The 19129-nt window shown below is 46.4% G+C and carries 19 protein-coding genes; 12 read left to right on the top strand and 7 right to left on the bottom strand.

Annotation, left to right across the window (positions count from 1 at the left end; all coding sequences use genetic code 11):
• Nucleotides 1–2: 2 nt before the first annotated feature.
• Nucleotides 3–824, top strand: coding sequence for a hypothetical protein (locus tag ACN0QW_RS10170; protein WP_417431152.1), 822 nt, complete (start codon nt 3–5; stop codon nt 822–824).
• 119 nt (nt 825–943) lie between these two features.
• Here ACN0QW_RS10170 and ACN0QW_RS10165 read toward each other — a convergent pair whose 3' ends face one another.
• Nucleotides 944–1288: a hypothetical protein gene (locus tag ACN0QW_RS10165; RefSeq protein WP_417431150.1), complete on the bottom strand. Its 345-nt coding sequence runs from the start codon at nt 1286–1288 to the stop codon at nt 944–946.
• A gap of 116 nt (nt 1289–1404) precedes the next feature.
• A complete protein-coding gene (locus tag ACN0QW_RS10160) occupies nt 1405–2727 on the bottom strand; it encodes a molybdopterin-dependent oxidoreductase (protein WP_417431148.1) in 1323 nt (440 codons plus the stop codon).
• 236 nt (nt 2728–2963) lie between these two features.
• On the opposite strand from ACN0QW_RS10160, the gene polA reads away from it, so the two are divergent.
• Nucleotides 2964–5744 carry a DNA polymerase I gene (gene polA / locus ACN0QW_RS10155; RefSeq protein ID WP_417431146.1) on the top strand — a complete coding sequence of 927 codons (2781 nt, stop codon included), beginning with the start codon at nt 2964–2966 and terminating at the stop codon, nt 5742–5744.
• A gap of 58 nt (nt 5745–5802) precedes the next feature.
• On the opposite strand, the gene ACN0QW_RS10150 is transcribed toward polA, so the two are convergent.
• The 3 genes from ACN0QW_RS10150 to ACN0QW_RS10140 all read right to left on the bottom strand — a co-directional run bounded on the left by ACN0QW_RS10150 (nt 5803) and on the right by ACN0QW_RS10140 (nt 8037).
• Nucleotides 5803–6591 carry an HAD-IIA family hydrolase gene (locus ACN0QW_RS10150; protein WP_417431144.1) on the bottom strand — a complete coding sequence of 263 codons (789 nt, stop codon included), beginning with the start codon at nt 6589–6591 and terminating at the stop codon, nt 5803–5805.
• A gap of 115 nt (nt 6592–6706) precedes the next feature.
• Nucleotides 6707–7147, bottom strand: coding sequence for a hypothetical protein (locus tag ACN0QW_RS10145; protein ID WP_417431142.1), 441 nt, complete (start codon nt 7145–7147; stop codon nt 6707–6709).
• 107 nt (nt 7148–7254) lie between these two features.
• Entirely contained in the window at nt 7255–8037 is a 783-nt protein-coding gene (locus tag ACN0QW_RS10140) for a HugZ family protein (RefSeq protein ID WP_417431140.1), read from the bottom strand.
• A gap of 452 nt (nt 8038–8489) precedes the next feature.
• On the opposite strand from ACN0QW_RS10140, the gene ACN0QW_RS10135 reads away from it, so the two are divergent.
• Nucleotides 8490–8669 carry a cold-shock protein gene (locus tag ACN0QW_RS10135; protein ID WP_417431138.1) on the top strand — a complete coding sequence of 60 codons (180 nt, stop codon included), beginning with the start codon at nt 8490–8492 and terminating at the stop codon, nt 8667–8669.
• A 94-nt stretch (nt 8670–8763) separates the two neighbouring features.
• Here ACN0QW_RS10135 and ACN0QW_RS10130 read toward each other — a convergent pair whose 3' ends face one another.
• A complete protein-coding gene (locus ACN0QW_RS10130) occupies nt 8764–9783 on the bottom strand; it encodes an NAD(P)/FAD-dependent oxidoreductase (RefSeq protein WP_417431136.1) in 1020 nt (339 codons plus the stop codon).
• A 345-nt stretch (nt 9784–10128) separates the two neighbouring features.
• Here ACN0QW_RS10130 and ACN0QW_RS10125 point away from each other — a divergent pair, with 345 nt between their 5' ends.
• From ACN0QW_RS10125 to ptsP, 8 genes are all read left to right on the top strand, one after another.
• A complete protein-coding gene (locus ACN0QW_RS10125) occupies nt 10129–10827 on the top strand; it encodes a response regulator transcription factor (protein ID WP_299376147.1) in 699 nt (232 codons plus the stop codon).
• Nucleotides 10828–10920: 93 nt separating this feature from the next.
• Nucleotides 10921–11421, top strand: coding sequence for a hypothetical protein (locus ACN0QW_RS10120; protein WP_417431133.1), 501 nt, complete (start codon nt 10921–10923; stop codon nt 11419–11421).
• Between the two features lie 38 nt (nt 11422–11459).
• A complete protein-coding gene (locus tag ACN0QW_RS10115; RefSeq protein ID WP_417431131.1) occupies nt 11460–13112 on the top strand; it encodes a stimulus-sensing domain-containing protein in 1653 nt (550 codons plus the stop codon).
• Entirely contained in the window at nt 13113–13565 is a 453-nt protein-coding gene (locus ACN0QW_RS10110; protein WP_417431129.1) for an HPr kinase/phosphorylase, read from the top strand.
• Nucleotides 13566–13610: 45 nt separating this feature from the next.
• On the top strand, nt 13611–14510 hold the full coding sequence (gene rapZ, locus ACN0QW_RS10105; protein ID WP_417431127.1) for an RNase adapter RapZ: 900 nt from the start codon (nt 13611–13613) through the stop codon (nt 14508–14510).
• A 225-nt stretch (nt 14511–14735) separates the two neighbouring features.
• Entirely contained in the window at nt 14736–15128 is a 393-nt protein-coding gene (locus tag ACN0QW_RS10100) for a PTS sugar transporter subunit IIA (protein WP_299376128.1), read from the top strand.
• A 69-nt stretch (nt 15129–15197) separates the two neighbouring features.
• The gene (locus ACN0QW_RS10095; RefSeq protein WP_417431383.1) at nt 15198–15446 is read left to right on the top strand and encodes an HPr family phosphocarrier protein; all 249 of its coding nucleotides are present in this window, start codon (nt 15198–15200) and stop codon (nt 15444–15446) included.
• Nucleotides 15447–15555: 109 nt separating this feature from the next.
• Nucleotides 15556–17322: a phosphoenolpyruvate--protein phosphotransferase gene (ptsP, locus tag ACN0QW_RS10090; RefSeq protein ID WP_417431125.1), complete on the top strand. Its 1767-nt coding sequence runs from the start codon at nt 15556–15558 to the stop codon at nt 17320–17322.
• 25 nt (nt 17323–17347) lie between these two features.
• Here ptsP and ACN0QW_RS10085 read toward each other — a convergent pair whose 3' ends face one another.
• Entirely contained in the window at nt 17348–18052 is a 705-nt protein-coding gene (locus tag ACN0QW_RS10085; RefSeq protein WP_417431123.1) for an ureidoglycolate lyase, read from the bottom strand.
• Nucleotides 18053–18177: 125 nt separating this feature from the next.
• Here ACN0QW_RS10085 and ACN0QW_RS10080 point away from each other — a divergent pair, with 125 nt between their 5' ends.
• A complete protein-coding gene (locus tag ACN0QW_RS10080) occupies nt 18178–19074 on the top strand; it encodes a LysR substrate-binding domain-containing protein (RefSeq protein ID WP_417431121.1) in 897 nt (298 codons plus the stop codon).
• Nucleotides 19075–19129: the final 55 nt, after the last annotated feature.

The following is a 19129-nucleotide window of genomic DNA, read 5'->3' as shown; positions in this document are numbered from 1 at the left end:
TTATGTCCAATAAAGATCGTCCTATCGGGGAAAGCCCGGATTGGAAAATATTGAATGCGTTTGTCGATGGTGAACTGTCTCCGTCGCAAGAGGTGTGGGTAAAAACATGTGCTGGATCAGATTCGAAAATTGCCGCTGAAATTGCGCGGTTAACTGCCTTGAAGAATGCTTTGGCTGATAGCGTTTTGAAGGATCTAGATGAATCTCGATCTGGCGAAAAGAAAGAAATTGGGTACAGGAAAATAGCAGGAGGATTTTCGGTCCTTGCTGCTGCGATTGCGTTATTTGTGATGGTATCCCCGGTGGGATACTTTTCGTCCCCTGATTTTGATCGATGGGCGCTGGATTTACACACAGAGCTTTCCGATCAAAGCTTTGTTGTCTCAGAGCTTGAATATAAACCGTTCGTCGCGGCCGCGGTCTCTGGCTCGTTACAAGCACCGGACCTTACTGGTAGCAAGCTTTACCTCGTGGATTTGTCTATCGGTACCTTTGATCGTGATGACGCAATTGTTATGCACTATCGCGGACTACGTGGATGCCGGGTTTCTCTGTTGGTAACGCCGCTTCAGGGGGACCCAAAGAAAGATAGTGGCGAGAATCAGGTCCCGTTTGCAGACTTTTCTCAGACGAAGAATCTGATTTCTGATTTCTGGACAGGAGAACGTTTTCGATTTGCTCTCTTGGCAACAGGTATGGAGCCGAAGCGGTTTGACTCTATTGCAACTTATCTGAAGCTTCAGGGTGAGAGAAACTTACCTTCTTCTGACGAAGCGCAATACGCTATGCAGCAGGTCTATGATCAGTCTAGGCCCTGTGTGTAGCTGTTTCTGAATTAATATCAAACGTACTAATCAGAAGTATGAGTTGTTAAAAAGAGGCCGGCAAATTTTTGCCCGGCCTCTTTTTAGCGTTTTCCCTATTTGAAATGTGGTTTTTCACTTTAGTTTGTCGGGAAATTAGGACGATCAATGTTATAATTTTTGGTGAGGTAATCGAGGATTAAAGTTAAATCGGGTTCGTCAATCTCGCTCATGCCTTGATCTTCCACCATCCATTCCAGTGTTTCTATCCACTGATCCCGAGACAGACCTTGTTGTTGGACAATTCTGGTTGAGTGACAGGCAGAACAGTAAATCAAAACCTCTTCCTGCCCGGGGCCAGCCACAAGCCCTTCAAACTCGTCTTCTTCGGCTTCTTGCCCGAAGCTCGGGCCGCTGAAGGCAAAAAGAGCAGATATTAACAGGCAAGCTGTTGCAGCACTGCGGCGCAGTGACGTTTTGGTCATCGTGTAATTATCCATAGGGTATAAATATCCACAGATTGTATGTTCATGACGATAGCACGCACCACCTTGGCGGTTATTTTTACCGCCAAGGTGCGAAGAAAAAGAAAGCGGCAGGATTAGGAAACCCGAACTGCGATACGGTGCATTGTATTGTTCAGATACCCTTTGGGGTTCCAATCAATGGCATGTGGTTGGCTTTCTCCTTCAGAATCTGTAGCTTTGGCCCAGATTTCGTAATAGCCCTTTTCCGGCAAAGTGACAGCTGCAGACCAACTTTGCCAAGCACCTGTGTTTACTGCTTTATCCAGTTTTGCGTCCAGCCAAGTTGCTCCAAAATCAACCGAGATTTTTAGGGAGCTAACATCCCGATCACCGGACCATGCGTGACCACGAACAGTGATATTCTTATCGGCTGTCTCCAAACCTGATTGTGGAGAGGTGATAAGGGATTTAACTGGCATACGCTCGATAATCCCAAAGTCTTTTTTATCCACTTTTTCGCCAGGAGAAACCGGATGATTAGGAACGCGATAGGCCGTGCCAGTCATTTTTGGGCCATCGTGAACCTGATCGCGTAGCCAAATACGTGTTAGCCATTTCTGCGAACAAGACCCCGGCCAACCCGGAACAACAAGACGTAACGGAGCACCGTTCATGGGATGAATTGGTTCACCGTTTTGTTCGAAAGCAATAAGAATATTTGGGTCCATTGCTTTGGCGATGGGTACGCCGCGAGAAATAGGCAGCTTTTCGGGATCACCGGAAAGGTGGCCATCGGCGCCTTCATGGGCTGTATAGACGACACTGCTTTGAACTCCGGCAGCTTCCAAGACATCTTTTAAGCGTACGCCAGTCCACTGAGAGCACGCGACCGCACCAAGAGTCCATTGGTTGCCTTTTGCCGGAGGATTAAAGTAGGCGCGGCCATTTCCGCCGCATTCAATAACGATCGCTTTGGTGACGACTTCAAATTTGTTTTTCAAATCCGCAATCGTAAGTTTCATGGGTTTGTCCACTAGGCCATCGATGGTCAGAGTCCATGTTTCTGGGTCAACGTCTTCTGGTGGTATGCCATTATTACGAATAAAATGACGATTTACTGGGGTTATTGAGTCATCAAGAAGGTGTGGTGGTGTTTCAGCATTAAGAGGGCGATCATTAAGAAGTGTTAGGCCATCTTTTCCTTCGATAAGGCCGCCCGTTTCAGCGAGTGCAACTGGAACCAAACCGGATGGCATGTTTTTACTAAAAGGAATAGATGCCCCAAGCATGGCTCCCATAGTTGCCAAGCCAGCACCTTTGAGAAAACCGCGACGATTTTGATCCGGAACACGTCCGAAAATTTTGAAATCAGCCGCAGCAGGATCAGATGAATAGAGATCAAAAAGCTTTGGAATTCCAGAGTTTTTTGTTGGTTCTTTTGATAATTTTTCAGTCATGTATTCCCCGTGAACGTAGTGAATTATTTCTTTTTGTTTTCTGCGTAACTATGGGGATAACGTCTCGGCTTTTGGTTTTATTCCATACGTAATGAAAAAATCTGACTGATTTAATCGGGTAAAACTTTTCGGGCCTGTTGTTTAGGTCTTTCGCAAAGGAAAATTTTTATGATTTCAGAGTACATTTCTGTCATTCCTGCTCGACTTAACCGAGCTGCTTGGGCATTCTGTGCAGCATGACTGATAACGTACCTTTCAAGCACCTCTACCTCGTCGATGGTTCCGGATATATTTTCCGAGCTTTCTTTGGCATTCCACCGATGACACGCCCTGACGGAACACCCGTTAATGCTGTTTTCGGATTTACCAATATGTTGCTCAAACTGCGCGACGATATGGAGGCTGACGGTATTGCTGTCATCTTTGATGCGGGACGGTCGAGTTTCCGGATGGATATCTATGAAGAGTATAAATCTCATAGGCCAGAAGCTCCTGAAGATCTAATTCCTCAATTCGCGCTTATCAGAGAAGCAACGGACGCGTTGAACTTGCCACAGGTGGAAATGCCAGGCTTTGAAGCGGATGATTTGATCGCAACCTATGCACGTCAGGCCAAGGAAAAAGGCATTGATGTAACCATCGTGTCATCCGATAAGGACCTGATGCAACTGGTTGAACCCGGTATCTCGATGATGGATCCGATGAAGAATAAAATCATTGGGCCGGATGAAGTTTTTGAAAAATTTGGTGTTCAACCGGACAAAGTTGTCGATGTACAGGCTTTAGCGGGCGATTCCGTTGATAATGTCCCGGGAGTGCCAGGCATCGGAATCAAGACTGCTGCGCAGCTGATCACAGAGTATGGCGATCTGGAAAGCCTGCTAGCGCGCGCGGGCGAAATTAAACAGCCAAAACGCCGGGAAAAGCTGCAAGATAATGCAGAGATGGCGCGTATCAGCAAACAACTGGTGACCCTCAAACAGGATGTGCCTGTCGAAATCCCATTGGAAGGATTTGCGACACGGGAACCAGTGGCAGAAGTGCTTCGGCCTTTCTTAGAGGTGAATGCTTTCAGGTCTCTTTTGGCGAGAATGTCAAAGCGGCTGGGGGAGGCCCCGATGGAGGTGGCGAATGAAGCTGCATCTGAAGGTGGTGATCCCGAATATGAATTGGTGCAAGATGAAGCCGCACTTATACGTTGGATTGCCGATGCCAAGCTAAAGGGAGTCGTTGCGGTTGACACGGAAACGACGTCACTGAATGCGATGAGCGCCAACCTTGTTGGGGTAAGTTTATCTACGGGCGGAAACAAAGCCTGTTATATTCCTTTGGATCATATTGCGGTTTCCGAGAGTGGGGATGGTGGACTTGATTTGTTGGGTGGGTCCGCAGATCGTCCAAAACAAATTCCGAAAGAGCGCGCCATTGAGCTTTTGAAGCCGTTATTGGAAGATCCATCGGTTCTCAAAATTGGGCAGAATATCAAATATGACATGGTAATCCTTGCCCAAAACGGGATCTCTGTCTCACCCGTAGATGATACGATGCTGCTATCTTATGTGCTTGAGGGCGGAATGCACGGGCACGGCATGGACGAGCTTGCTGAGTTACATCTGGATCACACGACAATTAAGTTTAAAGAAGTTGCCGGAACTGGAAAGTCTCAGGTTACTTTCGATAAGGTGCCGTTGGATAAAGCGTTGGATTATGCTGCGGAAGATGCCTTAATTACTTACCGTCTTCATGCCGCTTTGAAGCCGCGTCTTGTCCCTGAAAAAATGACAACTGTTTATGAGACGATTGAGCGACCGCTGGTAAAGGTGCTGTCGGACATGGAGCAACGCGGAATTAAGGCGGATCGCCCTTTCCTACATCGTCTTTCCAATAATTTTGCCCAACGTCTTGTCGACTTGCAGTCCGAGATCCATGAAGTGGCGGGTGAGCCTTTCACCATTGGGTCACCCAAACAACTGGGGGAAATTCTGTTCGATAAGCTTGGATTACCGGGTGGTAAAAAAGGCAAGAGCGGGTCCTATAGTACCGGTGCTGATATTCTAGAGGGTCTTGCTGCCGAAGGTCACACTTTGCCCACTAAGGTTCTGGAGTGGCGTCAGCTTTCCAAGCTGAAAAGCACCTATACAGACGCTTTGCAGGACCAAATCAACAGCAAGACAGGGCGTGTCCACACATCCTATGCGCAGGCTGTAGCATCAACCGGGCGGTTGTCCTCATCTGATCCAAACCTGCAAAACATCCCTGTTCGTACAGAAGAAGGTCGAAAGATCAGAGATGCCTTTATCGCTGAAGATGGCTATAAACTTCTCTCTGTGGACTATTCGCAGGTCGAACTGCGTCTGGTCGCTGAAATTGCTGAAGAAGATGCTTTGCGTCAGGCCTTTATTGAGGGTCAGGATATTCACGCCATTACAGCACATCAGGTTTTTGATACGCCGATTGAGGGTATGGACCCGATGATCCGTCGACAGGCAAAGGCGATTAACTTTGGCATTATTTATGGACAGTCCGCTTTTGGCCTGGCCGCGAGTTTAGGAATTTCTCGAAAAGATGCCAAAGATTATATCGACGCTTATTTCGGGCGGTTCCCGGGGATCAAACGCTATATGGAAGAAACCAAAGAGTTTGCGCACAAACATGGTTTTGTGAAAACGCTTTTTGGGCGTCACATTTATTTGCCGTCGATCAATGAGAAAAATCCGATGCGAAAGAACTTTGGCGAGCGCGCTGCGATTAATGCACCAATTCAGGGGACTGCAGCTGATATCATCAAACGGGCGATGATCAGGATGCCAGCTGCGCTTAATCATGCTGATCTAAGCGCTAAAATGCTGCTTCAGGTGCACGATGAATTGATCTTTGAGGTTCCCGAAGCAGAAGTTGAGGCAACATCAGAAGTCGTTCGTTCTGTTATGGAAAATGCTTGTGATCCCGTGCTGAAGCTCTCAATTCCGCTTACTGCGGATGCGGGTGTCGGACGCAGTTGGGGCGAAGCTCACTAGAAGCCACATGTTGAGCGAGAAATAAGAGAGCCGGGTTTTTGCCCGGCTTTTTTTATCTTCAATTTGATTGTTCAAACAGGATATCGGCGAGGTCTTTATAGTCTTCAGCAATCCATGTTGGTTTGTATTCTGCATGTTCACCATCTTTGCGATTGGCTACACCTGTCAGTATCAGGATTGATTTCATACCTGCCTTGTGCCCGGCAAGAATATCTGTGAATAAATTATCTCCGATAATGGCACATTGATCAGCGGGTTTTCCGATGCGTTTCAAGGCCGCATCCATGATTGGCTTTTCAGGCTTCCCAAAGATTTCAGGCTCTTTGTTTGTGGCGGCTTGAACTGCGGCAACCAATGGTCCTGCTTCGGGCAATATGCCGTCTTCGACTGTGATCAAACGATCTGTATTTGTTGCGATGAAGCGGGCACCCTTATCAATAAAGCGTAAGGCGTTGCTTAATTTTTCATAGTTGACACCGCGGTCATAACTAACAACAACGGCATCTGCTTCATGACCTGCCGTATTCTCTACGATAGCCATGCCGGCTTCTATTAGGGTTGACTTCAGAGGTTCTTCCCCGACGCAATAGACTTTTGTTCCGGGTTCCAGCCCCATGGCAACGGCTTGCGCTGAGGTCAGGACATCATCTTCTGTGCAGGGAATTCCCATAGATACAAGTTGATCTGCAACCGCAGAGGGGTGGCGATTTCCGCGATTGGTCACAAACAGAAATGGAATATTGCGTTCTTTTAACGTGGCAATGAAATCACTTGCGCCTGGAATGGCATTTGTTCCCCGATAAACAGTGCCATCAAGATCAAATAAAAGGGCTGAGATATTATGCATTAACAAAGTCCTGTTGAAATAAGTTGTGCTTAGTAACAGATTTTATGGCCAATAAAAAAGCCCAACCTGTCGGTTGGGCTTTGGTATGGTTATGTGGTCAACTTTGGAGATCGAATCACATATCGGTTTTAGTAAACTTGGGATCAGTTCCCAGATGTTTCAAGAGGGGTACAAATTCATCCCGACGCAAATACATGATGATAAGGCCAGAGAACCAGACGCCGACTGCTTGTGTGAAAAGCTTTCCGCCATCGTTATAAGGGTCGATACCCAATGGAGTGAATACGTGGAAGAAAATGGCACCACTCATCAGAGCCAGTGAAAGCAAACCGCCAAGTGATTGTAATCGTGGGATGAAAAGCAGAATACAGGCAAGCAATTCTGCACCACCTGTTAAATAGCGGCCATGGGGCTCAAACCACGCAAGCCCACTCCAATCTTCGAGAACCTGAAAGAGATGACTACCCTTGGCAAATTTAAAGGGTAGATACCTTAAAAATACATAAGCGATAAAAATCGCAAGCAAATAAGGTAGTATTTTTTTGATCATGGTCATTTATTCTGTTCCCCTAGTCTGTCTGGACAATAGATCTTTGTTCCGTGAAGAGCATATGACTTTTATTTTGATCAAGTACTAGTAACATTTCTGGCAACGATACGTTATTAGGATGCTCTTGCTTGTTTGGTTTGACTAACAAGTGCATTTCTGGCTTCCGATGCATTCGTAACGAGTTGGTCAAATGAACACCTTGCATGGATGTGCCCATTGTGTAGGTCCCATCCTTCAGGATCTATACCACACATTCGCCACTTGCTTGGTTCTAGCTGCAAAGTTTTCTCTGCGATCACACTAATTGCGTCTGAATGATCACTGTTCATATGATCTATAATTGAAGTTTCTGCCTCAATAAGTTCCTGAGATTTCGTGCAATCCAACCTAAAGTCTTTTGCTGATACCCAGATTGCTTTTGCAAACCCGCCAATGAGGTGGGCTTCCTGAATATCGTACCGATAGAGGCTGAAGTCTTTAAAGCCTGCATAGAGTTTCGAGGCCGGATGACGGGTTAAAAATCGTTGCAACATGCGGTCGTTGTTAACTTTTTGCATTGTTCCGATCAGGGTAACGCGCCCACCGGCCAGAGGGTCTCTGTATCCTGCTGTGCCATCAAATAACATGCCGGTTTTTGGATTCTGTGCCATGTTTTGGCTGTGGTCAGCCAGATCGGACAGCATCATGTAAGGTGTCGCATTGTGATCCAGCGCAACAAGGGAGAGCGAGGCATAGGGATGTGAATCTTCTACTGTTGTCGCTTTACCACCGGGGGCATCTGGTGGCTTTGTGTTCGAGGAAAGCTCAGTTGCGATATAGGCTTTGGTTGCCCAACGCATAAGGTTTCGTGCTTTTTCTATTTCGCTTGAATTAGGATTGGGTTTTATTTTTTTCATTTATAGAGGTGCCTGAACCAAATTTTGTGTAGCTGATATGATCACAGCATTGAATTTAAGTGCAAAAAAGTAAATTGCGCAGATTGTCTCTGTTCAAATGGCAATTCTGAGAACAAGAAAATATTTGCTAAAACATAATGTAATATTTTGGAATATTTATGGAAATCAAAAATTGTGGTACTAAATGACAATCTATTATTGATATTAACCAGAACTAAAACTATTTTTAGGGGAAATGCGGGTGTTGATTTTTTAGCGATTTGATTTTTAAAAAACTGATTTCTTGTCAAAGAAGTCCCGGCATATTTGTTAACGATTGCCAGTATTAAGGGATACTGGTTTGGAAAAGCTACAATAAGCGGTGCACCTCTGGGGTGTACCGCTTATTTTTTTTAAGGAGTTAATTTTGATACAACAAGGGATTGTCCGTTGGTTTAACAGCCAAAAAGGATATGATTTCATCACACCGCAATTGGGGGGGGGGAGAAGATGTATTTGTACATTTTGCCGCGGTGCAAAAATCTGGATTGGCAGGCCTGGTTGAGGGGCCGCAAGTAGAATACGAATTGGTAGAGAGCAGAAAAGGACGTATGGCAGCTGATAATATCAGGTTGTTACAGCCTGTGGGCTAGCGCCTGAATAGGACTGGTCGGGTAATATCGAAAAGCAAGGCATGGCTCAGTGTCTTGCTTTCAAGTGTAAACGCTGAAATAACTGAACGAATTTTTATTCTCCGGGAACGCCTTGTGACGTTGAATATTGGAAATGTAGTTCTTGATCAGGAAATACTCTTGGGTGAATGGCATGTGCCGCCATGGCTGCTTCGGAGAAACCACAAAGGATAAGCTTTAGTTTGTTCTCGTAAGTTGCGATATCGCCGATAGCGTAGATACCTGATTGTTTGGTTTCACAAGTCGCTGGATTGACTAGAATATGGCTGCGTTCCAATTCGAACCCCCAGTCTGCAATAGGGCCAAGGTTTGTTGCCAGCCCATAAAAGGGTAATAGAATATCGGCTTCTAGTGCACGTTCATTGCCCTGTAGATCCTTGACGATGACAGATGAGAGTTTACCGTCAGCTCCTTCTAGCCCGTGAAGCTGGTAGGGAACAATCATCTCTACTTTTTCGGTTTCTGCCAGTGCACGCATTCTGGCAACAGACTCCGGAGCAGCCCGGAACTTGTCGCGTCTGTGGACAACGTAAACTTTTTTGGCCACTTGTGGCAGGGACATGGCCCAGTCCACAGCACTATCGCCCCCGCCAGCAATAACGACCGTTTTGTCCCTGAAATCTTCGCGGCGTTTTACCAGATAAAACACAGACTTGCCTTCAAAGTCTTCAAGACCATCAAGAGGAGGACGGTTGGGGCCAAAAGCACCTGCACCAGCTGCGATAATCACAGCCTTACAGTCAATAACTGTGTCTTTGGAGGTTGTAACACGCCATGTTTCATCGTCCTGTCGTGCCAAGCCACAAACCTGCTGATCTAAATGATACACTGGATCAAATGGTGCGGCCTGTTGTTCTAGGTGCTCGATAAGTTCCGCTGCTGCGACGGTCGGAAAACCGGGAATGTCATAGATTGGTTTCTCAGGGTAGAGAGCTGTGCATTGTCCGCCTGTTGCTTCCAAAGCGTCTATTACGTGAGTCTTCATACCAAGCATACCGCATTGGAACACAGAAAAAAGACCGGTTGGTCCTGCACCGATAATAACAACGTCAGTTTTCTGGATGTTTTGACTCACACAGATAATCCTCATGATCGCCATAAGAGGCATTTAGAATAACTCTATAAAGGGCGCATTGTATTTAAGCTTTAGGGTGATTCAATAGTAGAAAAACGGCAAAGCAATGTTTTTTCTTTAAAAAGGGAACTTAAAGTGATCACTGTTTTTACAGGGATCGTGATTATTTTGCCCAAAGTTTAAAAATTATCTTCCCATAAGTGCCCATTCAGGAACAAAATGCTGCCATAGTCACGGGCCACATTGCTTAATGTGACAGGATACTTACTATTTGATTCGCTTAAGCGAAATAAGGGTGCTGCCCCGGATAAAGGCCCGGCCCCTGAACTTGAAATGAGGAATGGCATGGAAGGCAACATTGTACTGGTAGATGACGACAGAAATATTTTAACGTCGGTATCTATTGCTCTTGAATCCGAAGGTTTTAAAGTTCGTACCTATACAGATGGTGCGGAAGCTTTACGTGGGATGACTTCCAGTCCTGCTGATCTGGCCGTTCTTGATATTAAAATGCCACGAATGGATGGTATGGAGCTTTTGCGTCGTATTCGTGAAGGCAACTCTATCCCTGTAATTTTTCTGACGTCGAAAGATGATGAAATTGACGAAGTCTTGGGGCTTCGTATGGGGGCGGATGATTATATCACCAAACCTTTCTCTCAGCGCTTGCTGGTTGAGAGAATCAGGGCTTTATTACGCCGGGAAAAAGCAAAGCAGGATGTGAGCGAAGGTAAAGAGGGTGAAAAACCGATCCAGCGCGGAGAAATGATGTTGGATGCATCGCGCCATCTCTGTACCTGGAAAGGAAAGCACGTCAACCTGACTGTGACGGAATTTTTAATTCTGAAGGCATTGGCGCAACGCCCGGGACATGTAAAAAATCGTGACCAGTTAATGGATGCGGCTTATGGTGACGCAGTCTATGTTGATGATCGAACAATTGATAGTCATATCAAAAGATTACGGAAAAAGTTTAAAGAGTGTGATGACGATTTCGGCCAAATTGAAACGTTGTATGGTGTTGGCTATCGCTATCGTGAATAAGCGGAACGTTCCGCACAACGTTCTATTCAACGTCCTACTGGGGGATAGCTGTAAAAAAGAGCTTGGGGCTCTTGTGATACGGAGAACCTTTTAATGGATAAAATGGAACGCGTAGGTTTGTTTGTCGGAATGGGACTGATTGTTCTTGGGTTGGTGACGCTGTTTGGTGGAACTAATGAACATTCGGAACTGAAGTCAAAGACGGGTAATTCCGAGCTTTTGAGTGAAAATAACGGATCGGCAACCTCTGGCCCGGTTTTGCCTGATTACGATATTATCCTTGTAAACTCTGCGGGTGTTTCTGATGACTCACCTGCGCAGTCTTTGAGCCGGCAGCAAGAAAAGGTAATTCGATTGGCCCTGAAAACCGGTGGAACAGGTGCCCCTTGTGATTTGCAAGGGAAGCGCCCGGACCGTGTCTTATGGGGGCAACGGGGAAACCAGAAGCATCTGGATAGCCTATCAGTTTTTTCTGATGAGAAACTGATTTATCTCGGCAGTTATCTGGAAGCTTGGAAAATACAAGCCACCGGGGGTACGGTGACTTGCTATAGCTTGAATGATCAAGCCGCCAGAATCCTGACTGAGCTGTAATAGTTTGAGTGTGTACTTGATGTTATTTGGGGGAAACTGTGGCTGACGAAAGCCATAAGCAAAAAGCTGAAATAGCGCAAACCGTTAAAAAGCACCGCAAGGGCCGCAAGCGGGGATGGCGTTCGTCGTTAACCCATAAGATTCTTCTGATTAACAGCTTTGTTTTGATGATTCCGGTTGTTGGATTGATGCATCTGGAACAATACAGGTTGAGCCTTATTGCATCTGAACTAGACGCTTTATCGATACAGGGGCGAGCCTTTTCCCTCAGTCTGGGATCGACCGCCGTTGTTGCTAGTCAGGTCGGGAGTGAAAAACTTGTTCCTGAACTGACACGCAGTTTGATGCGAGCAATGCTGAATGACATTGGTGTTCGCGCCCGAATCTTTGCGACCAGTGGTGAAATGCTGGCTGATAGTCTTTATCTTGCTGGGGTTGGTGGCCCTGTTGAGGTCGGCGAACTACCGCCGCCCGGAGGCATGGGGATGATGGATCGCATCATCCTGTTTTACGAAGAAATTGTTAACTGGCTCCCGGGGCATGATGACTGGCCACTCTATCGGGAAGCGCAACATCAAAGTGCAGAAGACTATACTGAAGTCCTTATTGCCTTGAACGGCGAACCCGCAGGAATGGTACGGACGGATACAACGGGCCGTCTTGTTCTATCTATGGCTGTTCCTGTGCAAAGATATCGTCAGGTCCTCGGTGCCCTGATGCTTTCAAAGGATGCGCAGGTCGTGACACAAGCGGTTCAGGATCGTCGTCGGGATATACTCGCGGTTTGTGGTCTGGCATTGGGTGTAACGGTACTTTTATCTCTATATCTCGCGGGAATTATCGGGCGTCCGCTACGTCGGTTGGCAAATGCTGCTGATTTTGTGCGTTATGGGAAGGGACGTGAATATGAAATTCCTGACTTTACCCATAGGGGTGATGAGATTGGTGATTTGTCTGGCGCTCTACGGGCGATGACCGAAGCTCTGTGGGCCAGAATGGACGCGATCGAAGGCTTTGCGGCAGATGTTTCTCATGAGATCAAAAACCCGCTGACGTCTCTTCGTTCTGCTGTTGAAACGGTTTCTCGTATAAGTGATCCTGAACAGCAAAAGAAATTATTGGCGATCATTATGGACGATGTCCAGCGATTGGACCGTCTTATCAGTGATATATCTGATGCTTCCCGTTTGGATGCAGAGCTTTCTCGCGCCAAGATGGAAGAAGTTGACGTGGGTAAGCTTTTGGAAGCTTTGGTCGAGATCCAGCGTGTTGATGAAAATTGCCCTGTTTTTGAAACTGACATCAAAAACGATCAGAAGCTTTGTGTTCAAGGGTTGGAAGGCCGATTGGGGCAGGTTTTACGTAATCTGATGACAAACGCAAAAACCTTCAGCCCGCAAGATGGTAAAATACGGTTGGCTGCAAGGTCGGAACAGGGAAGAGTTCTGATCACTATTGATGATGATGGCCCCGGTATTATTCCAGGTAAATTTGAAGCTATTTTTGATCGCTTTTATACAGAACGTCCCGAGGGTGAGAAATTTGGTACACATTCTGGTCTAGGCTTAAGTATTTCCAAGCAAATTATAGAAGCTCACAATGGGACGATCGCTGCAGAAAATCGACTGGGTGAAAGCGGGAACATCCTTGGCGCTCGCTTTACGATCTCTTTACCCGAAGAGCAAAAGTAGATGTCTGATAGCCAACTTGTACACGGTACGACTATTGCCTTTCAGAATGACGGATGGTTGACAGCTGTTGTACTTCGGGGCGAACCGGGCGCTGGAAAATCTGATCTAGCCTTAAGGATGATTGATGCCGGGCGTGCCGAGCTTGTATCAGATGATCAGACTCTTCTTTCAAAATTGGGAAATAATATTCTTGCTTCTCCTCCCCCTTCCATCGCAGGAAAACTGGAGGTCAGGGGCTTGGGAATTGTGTCTTTCTCTTACTGTTCTGATGTGCCGTTAGGGTTAGTTGTTGATCTCGTTTCTCGTGAAGAGGTCGAACGATTGCCCGACGTGAGCAAAGAAAAAATCTTGGGTGTTGAAGTCCCTTGTATCCGGCTACACAGCTTTGATCATTCAACTGTCGCAAAGCTGTTACTTGCCATATCCCGATCAGAAAGCGATATAGTAAGGTAAAATATTGTTCTTTCTGTCATTTATTGGGTACTAGGGCGAGCATCTATGTCAGTTTCTCAAGAGAGTAAAATCGAAAAACCTCTCAGGGTCGTTTTGGTGACCGGGCTTTCTGGGGCGGGTCGTTCCACCGCAATGAAGGTTCTTGAAGATCACGGATTTGAGGCAATTGACAACCTACCGCTGAATTTACTGGACCGCGTCATTGGTGATCAGCCGCGCCGCCGACCTCTGGCTGTTGGTATAGATATCCGATCTCGAAATTTTTCCGCGCCCCCTCTGCTAGAGCACATTCGTGAATTGAAAAAACGGCCCGAGTTGGATGTTTCTCTGGTTTTTCTGAACTGCTCAGTTGATGTTCTTGAACGACGCTTTAAAGAAACGCGCCGTCGTCATCCCCTTTCCGAAGATCGTCCTTTAAAAGATGGTATTCTTGCCGAACGGTTGCTGGTTTCGCCGCTTCAGGCGCGGGCTGATTTTGCGATTGATAGCTCGGACACTACATCGGCAGATTTCAGGCAAAACTTAACAAGTTTACTGGGGCTGGAAGAAAGCGGGGTGATGACTGTACAGGTCATGTCTTTCTCCTATCGTTTCGGGGTACCGAGAGAGGCGGATCTTATGTTTGATGTGCGCTTCTTGAGAAACCCTCATTATGACCCGCATCTGCGCCCGTTATCGGGAAAAGATAAAGCTGTATCAGACTATGTCCGTGAAGATCCTGATTTTTCCAGTTTTGCATCCCGCTTGAAGGATTTAGTAATCCCGCTTCTCGCACGCTATCAGCAAGAGGGTAAAAACTATTTGACCATAGCAATAGGCTGTACTGGGGGGCGTCACAGATCTGTTGCTTTAACTGAATGGTTAGGTAAAGAACTAGATGATGTATGGCCGCAAATCATTATTGCGCATCGAGATATGGACAAAGAGCCTGACCGGTATAAATAACCCCTATTCGTAATCTCGAACATCAAAGTAACCAATGGGCGAGAAAATAGTTAGAAATGCTGCCGAACGGTCAATCGCTAAGATGTTCTTACCGTTGTTAAATCCCTAAATACTCTCTTTCGAGATAATAATTGCCTTTAGTATGTGGCTTCGCCTTGTGTGTGGTCATGCTTTACTGTTAATTTTCCCGTCTATAAAGGGAAAGCGCCTGCGGAAAGGGAAGGCATGATAGGGATGGTTCTGGTCACACATGGTGACTTGGCTCTCGAATTCGTGGCAGCATTGGAACATGTTGTTGGGCCACAGACACAGATAGAAACTGTGTGTATAGGTCCTGAAGACGACATGGAGCAAAGACGTCAGGAAATTATCTCTTCTGTTGAAAAGGTAGAGGATAGTAGTGGTGTTGTGATTCTAACTGACATGTTTGGTGGTACCCCCTCTAACCTTGCCATATCTATTATGGATAAGGCCAATGTTGAGGTCGTTGCTGGTGTTAACTTGCCTCTTTTGATCAAGCTGGCTGGTCTGCGTGAAACAAAACCTATGAAGGAAGCAGTTTTAGAAGCCCAAGAAGCAGGTCGTAAATACATACACGTCGCTTCAGAGCTTCTTTAAGCGCGCTTAAAACCGATCGTTTTGGGTTTTAAGGGGGGGGGGGATCAGAATTTGCTTACCAAAACATTGATGATTTTGAACAAGCGGGGTCTACATGCCAGAGCTTCGGCAAAGTTTGTGAAAGTTGCCGAGATTTTTGATGCAGAAGTGACCGTTTGTAAGGATGGGACAAGCGTATCTGGCTGTTCCATTATGGGGTTGATGATGTTGGCGGCCGCCCCGGGATGTGAAATCGAATTATCTGCCAAGGGACCATCTGCCGAAGAAGCTATGAAAGCACTGGAAGAATTGGTCGCGAATAAGTTTGACGAAGACTGATTTACTCAAATTTTAAGGGTTAATTCTCTTGATAAAATTTTTGGGTAAATATGCACCAGGGAGCGAAAGTCTTCATCGCTTTGCTTAAATTATAAGATGGGAATACGCTGTGACCAACACGTCCGGTGAACGTATATTCGAAGGTCTTGCTGTCTCTCCGGGGGTGGTAATTGGTTCTGCCTACATCAGTGAATCCAGCGATATTCAAATTTTGGAGTATCGGGTTCCGACGGCAAAGATTGCAGGTGAACGTAAACGTTTGTCGGACGCTGTTGAAAAGGCGCAAAATCAGGTTCTCAAGCTACATGGACAATCAAAAGATTTTCATGGCGCTGCAAGCGAAGAGCTTGGTTACCTCCTAGATGCTCATATGCAGATGCTCAAAAGCTCTAGTTTGATTGGGGGAATTGAGGCGCGCATTCAAACGGGTCAAAAAAATGCTGAAGCGGCCGTAATGGCCGAGGTTGGGCAGATTGCGCGTAAGTTTTCTGCCATGGAAGATCCATACTTGCGAACAAAGTCACAGGAAGTTCGCGAGGTTGGGCATCGCATTGTTCGTAATCTGACCAAGACGAAAACGGACTCCTATACTGGGTTGGCCCCAAATTCTGTTATTCTATCTGAAGAGATTACCCCTGCAGACACAGCAATGATGGATCCCAGCCACATTGGTGGTTTTGCGACGGTTCTTGGTGGACCAGAGGGACACACCGCGATCATGGCGCGCTCGCTTGGTTTGCCTGCGGTTCTTGGTGTTCCCGGCCTTTTAAAAGGTGTGGAAAACGGTGAGCCTATAATCATTGATGGTACAAACGGACGGGTCATTATTAACCCAAGCCCTGCACGTATCAAAGATTATAAGCTTCGCCTCAAAGATATTGAACGTGAAGTCAAGGTTCTGGCCGGCTTACGTGATGTCGCAGCTGTAACGGTTGACGAACAACGAGTTGGTTTGCAGGCGAATGTTGAACTGCCGCGTGAAACAGGGCAAGCCGTGGCGAATGGGGCCGAAGGTGTTGGCCTTTTGAGAACTGAGTTTCTGTTTATGAACAGAGAAGAGTTACCTAGTGAGGAAGAGCAGTACGAAGCACTGGCCGAGATTATAGACGGCATGGCTGGGCGCCCTGTGACGATCCGAACGCTTGATGCCGGGGGGGAGAAGCTGGTTTCTGCTTTGGGAACACATCCTACAGAATCCCAAAACCCGGCACTTGGGTTACGTGCAATTCGTCTGTCGTTGAAACACCATGATCTATTAAAGGCGCAACTGAGGGCGATTTTAAGAGCCAGCGCTCATGGGCCTTTGCGGATACTGCTGCCGATGGTGACAACACCCAGCGAGGTTCGTGAAGTTCGTAAAGTCTTGAAAGAAGTCGCAAAGGGCTTAAAGAAACAAGATATTCGTATTGCTGATCCACTACCACCGCTTGGAATTATGATCGAGGTCCCGGGGGCAGCATTGGCAGCGGACGGGCTAGCCAAGGTTGCTGATTTTTTTGCTATCGGTACCAACGATTTGACGATGTATACCTTGGCAATTGACCGTGCAGAGGAGCAGGTCGCTTATCTTTATAACCCCTTGCACCCTGCGGTGTTACGTTTGATTTCTTTTGCGGTTGATGCTGCGCGACGGGCCCACATTCCGGTTTCTGTCTGTGGCGAGGTTGCGGGTGATGTTGATTATTTACCTCTTTTGCTTGGGTTGGGAGTTCGAGATCTTTCTATGAGTTCTAACGCTTTGCCACGGGTTAAAAACAGAATCCTGAAACTGAATATGGAAGATGTCACCCGGCGTGCCGAGGCCATTATGACCCAGCACGATCCTGGGCGTATTTCGATTATGCTCCAAGACTATAATGAGCGTTACAACTCTTAACCGTTTTGCATCTGTCTCGTCATGGCTATTCTGATGGTGGTGTTAAAGGAATGCGAAGAAAAACGCCAAATTCTTCAGTGAAGTTACAACTTACTCTGGCGTGGACAGCGCCTTGTTTATCATAGAACCGGGACTTTTGTGAAAGCGGAGTGATGGCTTCGTGCCAGATGCCCGGATGAATACACAGACCAAATGATCCGTCACAATAGAATGCAACCCAATCTTCGGGTTTCATATCATCCCCAGTTTTTGCCAGAGCAGCAATAAAAGGTTTGTTATCCAAAGGATAAAAAAGCTGTGCGCCATCGGGGTGATAATTGGCGTGCCAGATCAAGAGCTGAGAGCGGTCTGGTGTGCTGTTTGTACGCGATGCTTGTCCCGGTTGCTCTGACCAGCCCAGAATATAGCGATCATTTACCGCCATGTTTTGCCCCAAGAGAACATCACCTTCCCACCAAAATTCAAAAATACCGTCAAGGTGTCCGGCTTCGTCACCGGTGCCGGAGTCAATTTTGCGCCAACCTTGCGCCGGCCATTGGACGATTTCAACGGGATGAGACATATAATCTGTTACAACAGTTCCAAATCCCTGGAGCGATTCAGGGGTTGCTTTGACCAAGGGGATGTCAAAAAGAGGAAGTTCACCGGGGACAGTGGGGTTCATGTAGTCAAAGGATTTTTTTTCAGTATTGCCCTTTGAAGTGGTGTTTTGAGAGGACTGCTTAGACATTAAAGTTTCCCAGCATATGTTTAGGTTTAGTCATCAGTTTGTTAATTGAGGCTTATCAAGACAAATTAAATTCAGTACATAATAAATTAAATAAAATTTAATTCAGAGGATGGATCGGTACCATCATGAGACATAGCCAGCTTAGAGCTTTTGATGCTGTTGCAAGAGAAGGCAGTTTTTCAAGGGCGGCCAATCTTTTGAACTTGAGCCCACCAGCAGTTACGATACAGGTGAAGAGCCTAGAGGAATCTTACGGTCTGACACTTTTTATTCGCAGTGGTGGAAAGGCAATCTTAACCTCGGATGGTCAGGTGCTGTACGATAAAATACGTCGGTTTTTTATCGAAGAAGAAGAAATTCAAAATTACCTATCAGCGTCTTCTGCGCTGGAGAAAGGCCATTTGAAAATTGCTGCAGATGGCCCTCATGCGGCGTTGAGTATTATTGCAGCATTTCGTGAAAAATACCCGGGTATTAAATTGACAGTCACACTTGGTAATGCAGAAACTGTAAGACTGGATATCTTAGCGCAAAGAGCAGATGTGGGGATAACGGCGAATTGCTCTGAAAGTGATCGACTGGTAATTGATGAGCTTTCTGTGCAGTCAATGATTGCTTTGATCCATAAGGATCATCCTTTTGCTGTTCGAAAGGTGCTTTCTTTGTCTGACTTGACGGGGGCGCCATTGATTTTACGTGAACGTGGATCAAATACACGCCGGGTCTTTGAAACGGCCGTGAAGGAATTATCTCTGCGCTATGAGAATGAATTGGAACTTGGTAGTCGAGAAGCGGTTCGAGAAGCGGTTGCTGTTGGTTTGGGCATCGGATTTTTATTCGAACATGAAGTGCTTGGGGATGATCGAACGGTTGCTGTGCCCCTCAAAGAACTTGCAAATAGTAATCGTGACATGGTGATTTGCCTTAAAAGTCAGCTTAAGCGGCGTGTTGTGGAGGCTTTTGTTTCACTCGCGAGAACTTTTGTTGGGGTAAAAAGTCATTCGCGCAACATTTCCAGATAAAATATTGATATCAAATGAAGTTGAGCGCAGTCATATTTTGCAAACTCTAAAGGGT

This window comes from Kiloniella sp., assembly GCF_048259265.1.
Lineage (GTDB): Bacteria > Pseudomonadota > Alphaproteobacteria > Kiloniellales > Kiloniellaceae > Kiloniella.
The sequence above is the reverse complement of the archived record's forward strand: the minus strand, read 5'-3'. Positions and strand labels throughout refer to the sequence as shown.

Bases quoted from the DNA above. Each gene is read 5' to 3' on its own strand.
- ACN0QW_RS10170 (WP_417431152.1), top strand. From the start codon at position 3: ATGTCCAATAAAGATCGTCCTATCGGGGAAAGCCCGGATTGGAAAATA.
- ACN0QW_RS10165 (WP_417431150.1), bottom strand. From the start codon at position 1,288: ATGACCAAAACGTCACTGCGCCGCAGTGCTGCAACAGCTTGCCTGTTA.
- ACN0QW_RS10160 (WP_417431148.1), bottom strand. From the start codon at position 2,727: ATGACTGAAAAATTATCAAAAGAACCAACAAAAAACTCTGGAATTCCA.
- polA (WP_417431146.1), top strand. From the start codon at position 2,964: ATGACTGATAACGTACCTTTCAAGCACCTCTACCTCGTCGATGGTTCC.
- ACN0QW_RS10150 (WP_417431144.1), bottom strand. From the start codon at position 6,591: ATGCATAATATCTCAGCCCTTTTATTTGATCTTGATGGCACTGTTTAT.
- ACN0QW_RS10145 (WP_417431142.1), bottom strand. From the start codon at position 7,147: ATGACCATGATCAAAAAAATACTACCTTATTTGCTTGCGATTTTTATC.
- ACN0QW_RS10140 (WP_417431140.1), bottom strand. From the start codon at position 8,037: ATGAAAAAAATAAAACCCAATCCTAATTCAAGCGAAATAGAAAAAGCA.
- ACN0QW_RS10135 (WP_417431138.1), top strand. From the start codon at position 8,490: ATGATTTCATCACACCGCAATTGGGGGGGGGGAGAAGATGTATTTGTA.
- ACN0QW_RS10125 (WP_299376147.1), top strand. From the start codon at position 10,129: ATGGAAGGCAACATTGTACTGGTAGATGACGACAGAAATATTTTAACG.
- ACN0QW_RS10120 (WP_417431133.1), top strand. From the start codon at position 10,921: ATGGATAAAATGGAACGCGTAGGTTTGTTTGTCGGAATGGGACTGATT.
- ACN0QW_RS10110 (WP_417431129.1), top strand. From the start codon at position 13,113: ATGTCTGATAGCCAACTTGTACACGGTACGACTATTGCCTTTCAGAAT.
- rapZ (WP_417431127.1), top strand. From the start codon at position 13,611: ATGTCAGTTTCTCAAGAGAGTAAAATCGAAAAACCTCTCAGGGTCGTT.
- ACN0QW_RS10100 (WP_299376128.1), top strand. From the start codon at position 14,736: ATGATAGGGATGGTTCTGGTCACACATGGTGACTTGGCTCTCGAATTC.
- ACN0QW_RS10095 (WP_417431383.1), top strand. From the start codon at position 15,198: ATGATTTTGAACAAGCGGGGTCTACATGCCAGAGCTTCGGCAAAGTTT.
- ACN0QW_RS10085 (WP_417431123.1), bottom strand. From the start codon at position 18,052: ATGTCTAAGCAGTCCTCTCAAAACACCACTTCAAAGGGCAATACTGAA.
- ACN0QW_RS10080 (WP_417431121.1), top strand. From the start codon at position 18,178: ATGAGACATAGCCAGCTTAGAGCTTTTGATGCTGTTGCAAGAGAAGGC.